This is a genomic window from Halorubrum sp. CGM4_25_10-8A (assembly GCF_005435025.1).
Classification (GTDB): domain Archaea; phylum Halobacteriota; class Halobacteria; order Halobacteriales; family Haloferacaceae; genus Halorubrum; species Halorubrum ezzemoulense.
Genome location: NZ_SGTX01000019.1, coordinates 35,710 through 48,833 on the forward strand (window position 1 = coordinate 35,710; position 13,124 = coordinate 48,833).

Genomic DNA, 13,124 nt, shown 5'->3' on the forward strand with positions numbered 1-13,124 from the left:
AATTCGGCATGACTATGACAAATATGGTAGGAATTTAAATCCTGATGTGATTAGCCGTTTTTGGTGTAAGGACAAGTATTATTACATGATAAGATTATACGATGTCCTAGCAAATGGGACGATGGGAGTATTTTCTCAAGCGCGTGCTTTTGATGGTGCCGATTGTCTTTCTCGGCACGACTGTAACGTTTCTCATCCTTCGGGTGGGACCAATTGACCCCGCGGCCGCGATCATCGGGCCAAGTGGCGACACGGAGGCGTATGCCGCTATCAGGGATAGCCTTGGACTCGATCAACCGCTCTGGATTCAGTACGCGGAGTTCATGCGCGACCTCCTGACGCTCCAGTTGGGAGAGTCGTGGGTCGTTGTCCGCGGCCAGTCAGTGTGGGAACTCGTCGGGGTTTATGGCCCTCGAACCCTGTGGCTTGGGTTCTGGTCTATCCTCATCCCGATATTTGTCGGGCTCCCGCTCGGGTTCTATGCTGGGCTCAACCCGAATACGCTCGCTGACTACATCGCCTCTTTTGGCGGGATAGTCTGGCGAGCAATGCCAAACTTCTGGTTAGCCGTGATATTCGTCAGTGTCCTCACGCAATCGGACGCATTGTTCGGATTCAGTTGGGGGGACTGGCTTGTTGAAACACAGATCGTTACCCCGCCCGACCTTTCGGGGCTGTGGGAACCGACACAGTTTCTTGGTGCGTTGAAAGCGATCCTTCCAGCAGCCCTTGTCCTCGGCTCTGCGTCCATGGGAAATGAGATGCGAATCGGGCGTACGGCGGTGCTTGAAACAAAAAACGCAAATTATGTTGAGATGGCGAAAGCGAAGGGGGTGCCCGGGAGACTCGTCGTTTGGAAGCACATGTTCCGGAACGCACTCATCCCGCTTGTTCCTGTCATTACTGGAGAGGCGTTCCTCCTTCTCGGTGGATCCGTGCTCGTCGAAACTGTGTTCGCAATTAACGGGCTCGGCTACCTCTTTTTCCAAGCAACGATTAATGGTGATGTCCCGCTTGTCGGGTCGTTGATGTTTTTGTTCATTCTGCTCTCGGTCGGGATCAACATTCTCCAGGACTTCCTGTACACCGTGATTGACCCACGTGTTGGATACGACGGAGGCGCATAATGGGAGCTGACACTGACGTCGGGTCGGGCTCGACTCGCACTGGTGAGTTCCGAGAAGAGGCCAGTCGTCCTGAGGGCGATCGCGACCTACCGCTGTCTGAACGGATTACGCGAAATCCAGGTCCCGCAGCGACGTGGGCCGCCGTTGTTGCCGTCCTCATCGCAGCCGAGTTTGGTGCGATCGTCAGCGGGTTGCTGTCAGTGCCCCCGTGGGGGTGGGTCGGCGGGCTGGTCCCAGGAGTCGTCGAACCGGTTGCGGCACTCCTCGCCACAGTCGCCGAGCGGGGAGCCGAGCTGCCGACAATCACCTCTCGCTCTGTCATCGACAATACCGGATACCAAACGCCGAGTGGCTGGGAAGGCACAACGCTCGGCCTTTCACCAGCGGTAGCGTGGGCCCTCCGGGTGGCTGTAATTTACACGTACTCATTCACCTGGCTGCTCGTCGGGTGGTGGGGGTACACGCTGTACCGGCGTCATTACCGGATTCCTGACTGGACGCCGCGTGACGACGTTGTGAACCGATTCCGCCGACACTCGTGGGGGCTATTTGGTCTCACAATCGTGTTCGCGTTTGTCGTCATGGCGCTATTTGCGCCGGTGCTGGGTCCGACAACTGTCGATCAGAACATCGAGAATCCATACGAGAACCGCATTGATTATTACAACGATGAGACGGGACAAGTCGAATCGATTTTCGTCGGCGAAGCCAACGGTGATACACAGTCGCGCGGACAGGGCGACAACAACGTTGGACCGCTTGAATACGATCAGTACGACCGGTTCCACCCGTTCGGAACACTCCCAGACGGCAAAGACTTGTTCACCTTCATGGCGTCGGGAGCTCGGGTGTCATTGCTTGTTGGGCTCACCAGCCTCGGCATTGCCGGTGGGTTTGCGATGGTATTTGCGATGCTGACGGCATACTACAAGGGACTTGTTGACCTTGGAGTTGTGATTGCTGGTGACTCAATCCAAGCGATGCCCCAACTGTTGTTTATCATTCTCGCGTCGTTCGTCCTTTCCGACACATGGATCGCAGAGGTGTATAACGGCGGGCTCGTCCTCGCGATACTGTTCGGTATCACCGGCTGGCCGGCGCTATGGCGAGCCGTCCGTGGCCCGGCACTCCAAGTGTCGGAGCGTGAGTGGATCGACGCTGCGAAATCGTACGGGCAGCGCCCGCGAGTGACGATGCAAAAGCACATGCTACCGTACGTCGTTGGCTACTTCCTCATTTACGCCTCCCTCTCACTCGGCGGCGTTATTATCGGCATTGCGGGGCTCTCATTCCTTGGCCTCGGAATCGAAGCACCGGTACCTGAGTGGGGCCGAGCGGTGAGCGCGGGACAGCCGTATGTCGCCACGCAGTCATGGCACATCTCGCTCATTCCGGGCATTCTCGTCGTGATCATCGTAACCGGATTCAACGCGCTTGGCGATGGGGTCCGAGATGCGATCGACCCAGAGAGTGACATCGGTGACGGTGGCAACGAGAACGTCGCTGCTGGGGGTGGTGCCTGATGAGCCGACACGCACGCGATGACAACGTGCCATTGAACGCTGATGCGACATCGAGCCGTGACCTAGCGCTCGAGGTGGAAAATCTACGTACCGTTTTCCACACTGAACACGAACAGATCCACGCAGTCGACGGTATTTCATTCAATATTCGACGCGGTGAAACCGTCGGACTCGTCGGCGAGTCTGGCAGTGGAAAATCCGTGACTGCGCGGTCAATACTCGGACTCATTGAATCGCCGGGTGAGATCGATCCAGCATCCGCAATTCGATTTGAGGGAGATAACATCACGGAGTACACTGAGTCAGAGTACGAGTCGATTCGCGGCGACGGGATCGCGATGGTGTTCCAAGACCCCCTTTCGACGCTGAATCCGGTATACACCGTTGGAAACCAAATTAAGGAGGCTCTGTCGCTTCATCAAGACCTTCGTGGTACTGCGGCGACAGAACGCGCAATCGAACTGCTCGAGGAGGTCGGGATTCCGGATGCGGCCCGCCGGGTCACTGAGTACCCGCACCAGTTCTCCGGAGGCATGCGCCAGCGAGCTGTGATCGCGATGGCGCTCGCCTGTGCGCCGGAGGTCTTGATTTGTGACGAGCCTACCACTGCGCTTGACGTCACGATTCAAGCACAGATTATTGACCTCCTCATGGACATCCAGGCAGAACGCGACCTCAGCATTTTGTTTATCACGCACGACATGGGTGTCATCGCCGAGGTAGCAGACCGTGTCAATGTCATGTACGCCGGAGAGATAGTCGAATCAGCGCCGGTTGAACCGCTATTTGCGGAGCCAAAGCATCCGTACACGCGAGGACTACTGCGAAGTATCCCCAGCACTCAAACTAGTGGCGACCGCCTCGAGACAATTAAAGGCGAGGTGCCAACACCGAATGAACCCGCAAGCAGCTGTCGGTTCGCTCCACGATGCACAAAGTCATTCGAGGAGTGTTCGGAGGTCGCACCAACCCCGACCGCTGTGGGTGACGACCCGGATCATGACGCGGCGTGTCTGCTCTATCCCGAGTCAATGACGACCGACGAGGCAGTAGCTCATCACCGGCCAGCTGATGATGGGGGCGAGCAATGAGCGGCGAGAGTTCTGGAGGTAGCGAGACCAGCCCCGAGATGCGCAATATTTCAGACAGCAACAGCACAGCTAATGACGATGTACTGCTGTCGGTCCGTGATCTAAAGACACATTATGAGGAACGCTCGTTGTTTGGCGGCGACCCGGTCCGAGCCGTGGACGGTGTTAGTTTCGATGTGAGGCGGGGCGAGACGCTCGGTCTCGTTGGTGAGTCTGGCTGTGGAAAGACGACGCTCGGGCGGACGCTCGTCCGGCTTGAGGAAGCAACCGATGGCAACATCGTCATCGACGGTGACGACATCACTACGCTGTCGGGTGATGCCCTCCAACGCTGGAGACGCGACGCACAAATCGTATTCCAAGACCCAGAATCGAGTCTTAATGACCGCCTGACGGTAGGCGAAATCATTCGAGAACCCCTGAATGTCCACAACTGGAAGACGCCCGCCGAGCGCCGACAACGCGTCAGAAATCTCCTCGAGCGCGTCGGCCTCCGTGAGGAGCACTACTACCGGTATCCGCACCAGTTCTCCGGTGGCCAACGGCAGCGCGTCGGGATCGCTCGGGCACTCGCCGTCGAGCCTGATTTCGTCGTCCTCGACGAGCCGGTTAGTGCGCTCGACGTGAGCGTCCAAGCGCAGATTCTCAACCTCTTGATGGACCTCCAAGAGGAGCTTGATCTCACGTACTTGTTCATCGCCCACGATCTTTCCGTCGTCCGCCACATCTGTGATCGCGTCGCCGTCATGTACCTCGGAAAAATAATGGAGTTCGGACCGACAGAGCAGCTGTTCCAAAAGCCCGAGAACCCATATACCCGGTCACTACTATCGGCTGTTCCAACCCCAGACCCGACGGTCGAACGCGATCGGACGACCCTTCGCGGGACACCCCCGAGTCCCCGTGATCCGCCTAATGGGTGTGTGTTCTCGACCCGCTGCCCAGCGAAGATTCGACCCGACGGCTTCGAAGAGCTATCCGAACATGACTGGGATGCGATCGAAGTGTTCCGCGAGGTGCTCCGCGAGCGCTCACGAACAGATCCATCTCTCTCCGAACGAGCCCGTGAGCTACTGGGACTTGAGACCCGGCTCCCGGATGTCGAGGAAGCCGCTGGGGAACTGTTTGCCAGCCGGTCGTTCCCTTCTGATGTACAAGAGCCAATTCAACAGTCCATCGAGGCCGCCAACGACGGGAATGAGGAGCACGCGAGAGAGATCATTACAGCAGCACTCGGTAGTGTCTGCGATCGTGAAGCCCCCTCGCTGCTGGCGACTGGCCGGACTGACAGCGGCCGATCCAGTCGCTGCCATCGCCACAAAGAGGAGTACGCTGACCCAGACGCTAGCAGATCGGATAGTCCCCAGTCGTGAGCTCAGTAGATCGATCTGATGAATGGGTCTCGGAGTTGAGCTGGGCTGAGGTAATCGCCCGGCGGGTGCTTGACGCAACGGTGTACGCACTCGTCGTAACAGCCATAGCACTCGTTGTCGGTGGTGTGATTCAGACAATTACTGGAACAGTGGCGGACGTGGTGTTGTTTACTTTCATACTCGGGATCGTTGTTCTGGGGTACGCGACGTACTGTCTGCTTCCTGGAAGGCCGTGGCATGTTGAGCACACTGAATCGGGCATGGAGCTGACTCGGCATGATCGAACGCAAACTATCGGTAGCCGTGAGGTGACTCGCTTTCAAGCCGTCGTACAGTCAGTTCCGCCGCTCAGATGGTACATGCTTCCACCGGAAGAGCGGTATTCGCCGGCGCTAAAGCTGTTTGCCGCTGGAATCTGTATCCTGTTGACGTCGATCGGAATTGAAGCGCTGTTTGTTTGGTAGCTGCTAGCGGACGCGGCCCCGATGTGGAACAGACTTTTGGAAGGTGCCCACGCCCGTAGGGACATGACACGTGACGAATCAGCAGGCGTTGATACGCAAGCCCGAGAGGCCTGGAAGCGGACACTTACAGATGCCGCCGACCTTGCCGAACGTCGCGAGACAGCAGGGTGGACTGTTCTGTATACGCAGTCGAGTGAGACGACGGTCGTGACTAACCCTGATGAAAAGGAGTACGCCTTCCGCCATCTCGTACCCGATGAGGATGCCGACCAGATTAGCGACTGGGTCGCAGACGGAGACTTTCCGCAGTACGATGTCCATAGGGCCACAAAAGCTGGAACCGTCTTTCTCGTCATCGAAATCTTGGACCCCGAACAGGAGCGGTGTCTCCTCATCGCCGCCGCATATCCACTTACTGCGATTGGTGGCGTTAGCGAAACAATTGGTGACCATCCCGTTCAGACACGGATCCGGCAGCTTGACGGCACCGTCGTCGCATCATTCGAACACACTGATAGCGAGAAGTTCCTCCCGTCCGACGCAGGGGGGTTGACTGGCCGTCAAAACTGAACATCACCGGGATCGAACCCAATCGCACTCGTTTGGCTGGCCGTGATCGAAGAATCGATGTCCTGGCGTAGCCTAACAAGGACTATCGCCCGTTTTTGAGTGGGTCTCCTCAAGCACGCGGCCGCCTTCGCCGGTCGTGACAATTACTATATCACCGTTGTCCCTCCGGATAGGTGACCTCGGCCTCCAGTACAGTTCACTGTCAGTAGGGATGGAACTAGTAATGTACTATGTCACCGTTTCATTGGCTCTGTTGAAACACTCAGAATTTGATATTTTACACTCCAAATCACTCAGTACAGAGGCTGGGTACAGCAGACCGAATCTGTTCTGCTAATCGATCGGCGGTGGACTACCGTTGAACTGAGTGTGAGCACCGTCAACCGATAATCTTGCCTACATTGTACTGATAGAGATACGAGCGCATACCCCCGCCTTGCCGTGAGTGACGAGTGTTCCGACAGAGTGTCGGAACCGAGGAACGAACAGGCGGGGGTCGAGCGGACATCATAGTGTGACAAGCCACCGTTCTATTGTAGTGCCGGATTTCCTACGGGTTCACTTCCACTCCGGATGGCTGGGATATATATCTGCCACAACCAAAATCCTCGCACGGTGACGATGGGCGAACTCACGAAAACCCTCGAACTGAAGCTTGTGGACCCGAACCTCCATAAGCGACAGAAACTTCGTGAGACACGCGATGCCTATCGACGGGCGCTTCAGGCTGCCTTTGACACTGGTTGTGACACGCAGTCAGCAACCAACGATGTGGTTGTCGAGTACGACCTGAGCGGCTACGCGAAAAATGCCCTCAAAAAGTACGTCCCACAACTCTGTGGGAACAGTTACGACGCCAACGAGATCCACGACGACCACCCAGTGCGGTTCACAAACGAGGGCCTACAACTCGACCACCAGCCACAGAACGCTATCGAGTGGTACGCCAAAGTCCCGCACCACGAGGATTACCACCTCTGGATACCAGCACGCGCCAATCCCGACCAGCGGGATTGGCTTGAAGCGCTAAACGCAGACGACGCCGAGATGGGTGAAAGTCGGCTGTTCGAGCGGGATGGAACGTGGTACCTCCACATCACCGCTACCCGCGACGTGGAGGACGAATCTGAGGCGTCCGCCGATAAGCGGACACCGGTTGGTGTGGACATCGGAGAAGCGAGCCTCGTCACGGTGTGTCACCGCGACGGCTCCGGTTCTCCGGTTCGCCCCCGCCTGTGGGCCGCCGACGGCAAAGCCGTTCGTCGGCTCCGAAAAACCTACTTCACCGCCACAAGACGGCTTCAAAAGCGTGGTAGTGAGCGAATCGCAGACTCGTTCGGTGACGCACTGTGGGACCAGATTGACGACGTTTTTCACCGTGTGACCAGCGAAGTCGTGGACTACGCCGAGTCCGTCGACAACCCAGTGTTAGTGCTGGAAGACCTGAGGTACATCCGCGAGAACATGGACTACGGTGAGTACATGAATCGGCGGTTACATGGGTGGGGCTTTGCCAAGCTCCACGCACAGATTCGCTACAAAGCTACCGAGAAGGGGATTCCCGTCGAGACGGTGAATCCCCGGAACACGTCGAAGGCGTGTCACGCCTGCGGTGAACACGGTTACCGGCCACGACAGGCGACGTTTAGATGCTCGAACGACGGCTGTTGGGTCGGTGAGTATCAAGCCGACGTGAACGGGGCGATAAACATTGCAGACCGCTACCGTAGTGGAGAGAGTCACCGCCAAAGCGACTGGGCTTCCCGGCAGAAGGCTGGTGCCGATGACTCGGCTACGGATGGGGCCTCTTTGACCGGGCCACAAGACAGCCAAGCCGATGCTGAAACCCAGCAGACGACGCTTGGAACGTATGCGTCTTGAAATCAACAGGCCGCTTCGCTCGGCCTGAAATCCCGTGGTGGGATTCCTCCGCGTTCACGCGGAGGAGGAGGTCAATTCAGCGAGGGTCGCAGTCACCGGTGGTTCAGGCGAGCCGGGATCGTGTGCTGGCAGCACAACCGTATCGTCTGGCCTGTTCAACAGGCGCTGAAGACTCTCGTAAAGCGTCGCAGCATTCTGTTCGACCTCGGCGTCTTCGATACCGGCTTCGACGCCGAGTTCGACACGTCCCACGCTCTCGTGGAAGAGCGTATCGCCCGTGATCAACGCTACACCGTCGACATCGAATGAGACACTTCCTTCGCTGTGTCCCGGTGTGTGGATGACTTCGATATCGAGACTGCCGACCGTCACGCTCTGTCCATCCTCAACCGGCGTTGCGTCGATGGCGAGCGCGTCTTCCGGGTGAAGGTAGTAAGGAACGCCGTGTCGGTCGGCGAGTTCTACAGCACCCGAGACGTGGTCAGCGTGGGCGTGCGTGTCGAAGACGCCGACGAGTTCGGCGTCGTATTCATCGAGAATTGCCTCGTACTCAGCGAGGTAATGTGATGGATCGAAGAGTGCGGCTTCACCGGCCGAGATGAGGACGTGTGAGAGGCAGCCCTTCCCTAGGCGCGCGACCTGAATGAGCGTGCCATCGAGATTCGCTGGTACTTCTGCGTGGCGGTGCACGCGGCTCCAGCCATTCATTCCATCGGTGAGCGTCACCGCATTGTAGTCCAATTCTTGGAGCACTTCCGTCGCTGTCTCCGAGACGACACCTGCGGCACAGACTGTAACTATCTCCTCCTCACGAGGAAGGTCCGAAAGAGGCCCCTTGGCTTGTTCAGGGTTGTCAGTTAATTCGTCGTAGACATCGACGTTGATACTACCCGGTATATGCCACTCTTCGAAGTCTTCTCGGTGGCGAATATCGAGGACCAGTGGCTTGCCGTCGCCATTTCGCAACTGCTCGCTGATTTTTTCCGGCGAGATCTCTTGCATCGGTGCTTGTGGAGAGGAGGTATATCCGCATATGAGTACTGCCGGACATGACCGGCACTGTTAATTTTGACCGGTTCAAAATAATTAGTATGAGCTTGTACGAGGCCACGATTCGGGTTAAACACGAGTGCCCGTACCGGGAGATCTCGGAACGACACCCGGACTTGACCATCCGTGAGTGGCCGCTAAGCGACTGTCAAGTACTGGAAATCACGTCAGAGACGACGCCGACTGATGAGCTGCGTGACGATATTGACCAACTCGGAACCGTTCTGCACGAATCGAAGGGTAACGAAGGGTATCACATCGTCACACAGTCGTGTCTCTGTTCACTCGAACAGTCGATTATCGACCGGTTTGAGAAACACAACTGCCTGTATCAGTCGCCAACGATCTACCGTCAAGGCTGGGAGCACTACACGGTAGTCGCGTTCGACGGCGAGGACATTCGAGAGCTGCTCGGTGATCTTCGCTCCGATAGAGAAATCGAACTGCTCTCGAAAACGTCGATTTCGGAAAAACAGATTCCACACAGTATGCTGGCGCCGGCGAACCAACTGTTCGAGAACATCACTGACCGACAGTTGGCAGCGCTCCAATTAGCACTGGAGAGTGGGTACTACGAGCAACCACGGAAGACTTCGCTTCGAGACCTGGCCGATCAGACGGCAGTCGCTCGCTCAACGTATGAAGAGCACCTTCGAAAAGCGGAGAATAAACTCCTCACGAACGCGGGACAGTTCCTCCGATTGGTTACCGCGACATCGGCAGCCGACCCGCTACAAGTAGAGGAGACCCGACGAACCGAACAAGCCGCCGACTAGTCTGTCATCAGTTTGCCAAACAATCATCTAGCTTATAGCGCCATGTCACCGAATACTTACACACAAGAGCGCTACCGAACACAGTGACAGACGACCACGGCGGGTTTGAACACGCCCGAGAGAACGTTGACGGCCACCCGATGGTGAGTCTGCTCGGCTACGCCAAGCGCTACTGGCCGACCCTTACGCTCGGCGTGCTTGCGGCGTTTCTCACGAGGTTTGCCCGACTGGTCCCACCGATTGTCGTCGCGGCTGCGATCGATCGAGCGATCCGCGGGTCGGCCGACGCGGGACTGCTGACCGACGTGGGTTTGCTGCCGCAGGGCGAAATCACCGGCGAAGCGGCTCGGCTCGCGGTGCTCGAACAGCTCGTGCTCATCGCGGTGCTCGCGTACCTGGTCCGGTCAGTTGCGCGGTTTATCTCCCGGTATCTGCTTCAAGCGACCGCACAGAAGGTTCAGCGTGATCTGCGAAACGACACGTACGACCATCTCCAGCGGCTCTCGATGGACTTCTTCGCCGATCATCAGACCGGCGGTATGATGTCGATCCTCAACAGCGATATCAATCGGCTTGAGCAGTTCCTGAACACGGAGTTCCGACAGCTCATCCGCGTGGTCGCGACGGTCGGCGGAATCGCGATCATCTTGTGGACGTACTCGCCGAAGCTGGCGCTCATCGCGCTCGCGCCGGTCCCGGTCATCGGACTGGCCAGTAGCCAGTTTCTCACCTGGATCGAACCTCGGTATAAATCGATTCGCGAGACAGTCGCTCGACTGAACACGCGGCTCGAGAACAACCTCGGTGGCGCCGCGGTGATCAAATCGTTCGACCGGTACAGCTTCGAGGAGAGCCGAGTCGCTACGCAGAGCGAGGCGTACCACGACGAGAAGGTCGCGGCGCTTCGGATCCGACGGGGGTTCTTCGCGACCCTGCGACTGTTGACCGGCGTCGTATTCGTCCTCGTGCTCTACATCGGTGGCACCGATATCATCAGCGGCGTTCCCGGCGAGGCAGGGGCGCTGACCCTCGGCGGGTTCGCGCTCTTCTTCCTCCTGTTGCGGCGGTTGTACTCGCCGATGCGCCGGGTCGGGAAGTCGGCGAACAAGTACCAGCTCGCGAAGTCGAGCGCCGAGCGCGTGTTCGGGTTGCTCGGCCGCGAGCCCACGATCACCAGCCCCGACTCGCCGCACACCCCTGCGTCGATTGACGGAGAGGTCACGTTCGAAGACGTTACGTTCGCCTACGGGGACCGCGAGCCCGTCCTTCACGACGTCTCGCTCAACGTGCCGGCGGGGACGACGATCGGGCTCGCCGGGGCGACCGGGGCCGGGAAGTCGACGCTCCTGAAGCTTATTCCCCGGTTCCACGACGTCGACGATGGGGCCGTCCGGGTTGACGGGACCGATGTGCGGGAGTACGATCTACAGTCGTTGCGGGACGCCATCGCCATTGTCGAACAGAATCCGTACCTGTTCTCGGGGACCGTCGCGGAGAACATCGCGTACGGCGACCGCGAGACGCTTGAGGCCGAGTGGGCGGGAGAACCGGACGAAAGCGCCCGCGCTCGGGTCGAGCGGGCGGCCGAGGCCGCCGCGGCCGACGAGTTCATCGAAGATCTCCCAGATGGATACGACACGCAAGTCGGCGAGCGTGGCGTCAAACTTTCGGGCGGCCAGCGGCAGCGCCTCGCCATCGCCCGGGCACTGCTCAACGATCCCGAGATCATCGTTTTTGACGAGGCCACCTCAGACGTCGATACGGAGACCGAGGAACTGATTCAGGAAAGCCTCGAGCGGCTGGTCGAGGAGCGGACCGCGTTCATCATCGCCCACCGACTGTCGACGATCCAGAACGCGGACGAGATCGTTGTCATGGATCAGGGCCGGATCGTCGAGCAGGGAGGGCACGACGAGCTGGTTGCGGGCGAGGGAATATACGCGGATCTCTGGCAGGGGCAGGCTGACGCTGCTGCTGCCGACGACTGACGCTCGACCGGGGTGTCGGTATGTTCCCCGAATTATCCAAATATTGAGTAGCACTGAATTAGTGGGCGTGATATAAAATATTCTGAATAATCATATTCTGAATAATCATCTTCTGGAATATCATATCTAGAGATACCATCGACGAGATGTGCCACAATAAGGATAACTGGGTCGCTCTTATGTAGAGCTGCGGAAAGACCCCATAACAAGGCAGTCGATGGTGATATCGACAGATGCGCCTGTGAGATTCAGCGATCTAACGATCCCGAATGTATGAGCGGCCTGTTCCAACCCTTGCTTGGACAGGCCGAGGAACTTCCGCAGCCACGGTTGAACAAGCGAAAACAGACATTCTGCCTGATTGATGTGGACTCCGTCAGGCGATACGTACCTCTCTTTGTGGACGACTGTTCGGTGATCCCGATCCATCTCGCGGTACGCTTGGAGTCCATCTGTCCAGACCTCTCCCAGCCGCTGGGAGAGGTCTTCATACTGTCGGCTGAATATTCTTTAGGCTAGAGTGTGATTCTAGGGTATGGCCACGCTTGACGCCGCCACCCTCGACGACCTCCGCGACGCTCTCGCGGAGGTCGAGGACAAGAAGCCGACACAACGGCTGATGGCGGTGATTAACTACCTCGAAGAAGATGACGCGACGATGGCAGAGGTAGCTGAACGGTACGGATACACCGGTCCATGGCTGTCTCGTTGGGTTGGCCGGCTCGACCGGCTCGCTGATGAGCCGGTCGAGCAAGTCGTCTACGACGATCCGCGTGAAGGCAGACCATCCGAACTCTCTGATGAACAGCACGACCAGTTCGTTGAGGTACTTCACGACTCACCCGAAGAAGTTGGACTAGACGCGCCCGCGTGGTCTGTTCCACTAGCTCGTCACTATCTCTCTGAGGAATTTGACGTTGAGTACTGTGAGCGGCACGTCCGACGATTGATGTCTGAGGCCGGGCTGTCCTGGAAGACAGCCCGGCCGGAGTTCTACAAATCCGACGAGAGAGCCCAAGAAGCCTGGCAAGAAGGCTTCAAAAAAAGCGCAACGACCTGGACGATGAATACATAGTCCTGACGATCGATCAGACGCGGCAGGTTCTCTCGACGCTAATCTATGCGTGGTTTCCGGAAGGAGAGCGCCCGTCACTCTAATGAGTATGAAAACTTTTGTTAGTTAAGCTTGATAGAAGAGTAATGGAGCGCTCACGTCGAAAAGAGATTGAGCATCACTTGACTGAGGAAGAAATCGATGAACTGCTACGTGAGGCCGAAGAC

General features: G+C 57.7%; 10 protein-coding genes and 2 pseudogenes. 10 read left to right on the forward strand and 2 right to left on the reverse strand.

Translation table 11 applies throughout. From position 1 onward, the window contains the following. The first annotated feature begins 113 nt into the window (after nucleotides 1–113). The 7 genes from EXE52_RS15450 (at nucleotide 114) to EXE52_RS15480 (ending at nucleotide 8,029) form a co-directional block, all read left to right on the forward strand. Complete coding sequence (locus EXE52_RS15450; RefSeq protein ID WP_049933236.1) at nucleotides 114–1,127, forward strand: ABC transporter permease; 1,014 nt, start codon at nucleotides 114–116, stop codon at nucleotides 1,125–1,127. Further along, nucleotides 1,127–2,650, forward strand: a complete 1,524-nt coding sequence (locus EXE52_RS15455; protein WP_080508692.1) for an ABC transporter permease — start codon at nucleotides 1,127–1,129, stop codon at nucleotides 2,648–2,650. The genes EXE52_RS15450 and EXE52_RS15455 overlap by 1 nt, the downstream gene beginning before the upstream one ends. Then, a complete protein-coding gene (locus tag EXE52_RS15460) occupies nucleotides 2,650–3,741 on the forward strand; it encodes an ABC transporter ATP-binding protein (RefSeq protein ID WP_089309412.1) in 1,092 nt (363 codons plus the stop codon). The genes EXE52_RS15455 and EXE52_RS15460 overlap by 1 nt, the downstream gene beginning before the upstream one ends. 38 nt (nucleotides 3,742–3,779) lie before the next feature. Next, entirely contained in the window at nucleotides 3,780–5,114 is a 1,335-nt protein-coding gene (locus EXE52_RS15465) for an ABC transporter ATP-binding protein (protein ID WP_089309414.1), read from the forward strand. An 80-nt stretch (nucleotides 5,115–5,194) separates the two neighbouring features. Beyond that, a complete protein-coding gene (locus EXE52_RS15470; protein ID WP_199237912.1) occupies nucleotides 5,195–5,578 on the forward strand; it encodes a hypothetical protein in 384 nt (127 codons plus the stop codon). Nucleotides 5,579–5,641: 63 nt separating this feature from the next. Then, entirely contained in the window at nucleotides 5,642–6,148 is a 507-nt protein-coding gene (locus EXE52_RS15475) for a hypothetical protein (RefSeq protein WP_049933232.1), read from the forward strand. 621 nt (nucleotides 6,149–6,769) lie between these two features. Next, nucleotides 6,770–8,029 (forward strand): RNA-guided endonuclease TnpB family protein, encoded by a 1,260-nt coding sequence (locus EXE52_RS15480; protein WP_137703863.1) that lies wholly within the window; start codon nucleotides 6,770–6,772, stop codon nucleotides 8,027–8,029. Between the two features lie 54 nt (nucleotides 8,030–8,083). Here the strand turns inward: EXE52_RS15480 and EXE52_RS15485 are convergent, their stop codons facing one another. Then, a complete protein-coding gene (locus tag EXE52_RS15485) occupies nucleotides 8,084–9,031 on the reverse strand; it encodes an MBL fold metallo-hydrolase (RefSeq protein ID WP_089309451.1) in 948 nt (315 codons plus the stop codon). Nucleotides 9,032–9,120: 89 nt separating this feature from the next. On the opposite strand from EXE52_RS15485, the gene EXE52_RS15490 reads away from it, so the two are divergent. After that, the gene (locus EXE52_RS15490; RefSeq protein ID WP_049933446.1) at nucleotides 9,121–9,855 is read left to right on the forward strand and encodes a helix-turn-helix domain-containing protein; all 735 of its coding nucleotides are present in this window, start codon (nucleotides 9,121–9,123) and stop codon (nucleotides 9,853–9,855) included. Nucleotides 9,856–9,938: 83 nt separating this feature from the next. After that, nucleotides 9,939–11,843 carry an ABC transporter ATP-binding protein gene (locus EXE52_RS15495; RefSeq protein ID WP_089309450.1) on the forward strand — a complete coding sequence of 635 codons (1,905 nt, stop codon included), beginning with the start codon at nucleotides 9,939–9,941 and terminating at the stop codon, nucleotides 11,841–11,843. Nucleotides 11,844–12,020: 177 nt separating this feature from the next. Here EXE52_RS15495 and EXE52_RS15500 read toward each other — a convergent pair. Then, nucleotides 12,021–12,341 (reverse strand): annotated as a pseudogene (locus tag EXE52_RS15500) (transposase); the annotation flags it as partial. A 37-nt stretch (nucleotides 12,342–12,378) separates the two neighbouring features. Between EXE52_RS15500 and EXE52_RS15505 the strand changes: the two are divergent. After that, nucleotides 12,379–12,998: pseudogene (locus EXE52_RS15505) on the forward strand (IS630 family transposase); the annotation flags it as partial. Nucleotides 12,999–13,124: the final 126 nt, after the last annotated feature.

Bases quoted from the DNA above. Each gene is read 5' to 3' on its own strand.
- EXE52_RS15455 (WP_080508692.1), top strand. From the start codon at position 1,127: ATGGGAGCTGACACTGACGTCGGGTCGGGCTCGACTCGCACTGGTGAG.
- EXE52_RS15475 (WP_049933232.1), top strand. From the start codon at position 5,642: ATGACACGTGACGAATCAGCAGGCGTTGATACGCAAGCCCGAGAGGCC.
- EXE52_RS15460 (WP_089309412.1), top strand. From the start codon at position 2,650: ATGAGCCGACACGCACGCGATGACAACGTGCCATTGAACGCTGATGCG.
- EXE52_RS15480 (WP_137703863.1), top strand. From the start codon at position 6,770: ATGGGCGAACTCACGAAAACCCTCGAACTGAAGCTTGTGGACCCGAAC.
- EXE52_RS15485 (WP_089309451.1), bottom strand. From the start codon at position 9,031: ATGCAAGAGATCTCGCCGGAAAAAATCAGCGAGCAGTTGCGAAATGGC.
- EXE52_RS15490 (WP_049933446.1), top strand. From the start codon at position 9,121: ATGAGCTTGTACGAGGCCACGATTCGGGTTAAACACGAGTGCCCGTAC.
- EXE52_RS15450 (WP_049933236.1), top strand. From the start codon at position 114: ATGGGACGATGGGAGTATTTTCTCAAGCGCGTGCTTTTGATGGTGCCG.
- EXE52_RS15465 (WP_089309414.1), top strand. From the start codon at position 3,780: ATGCGCAATATTTCAGACAGCAACAGCACAGCTAATGACGATGTACTG.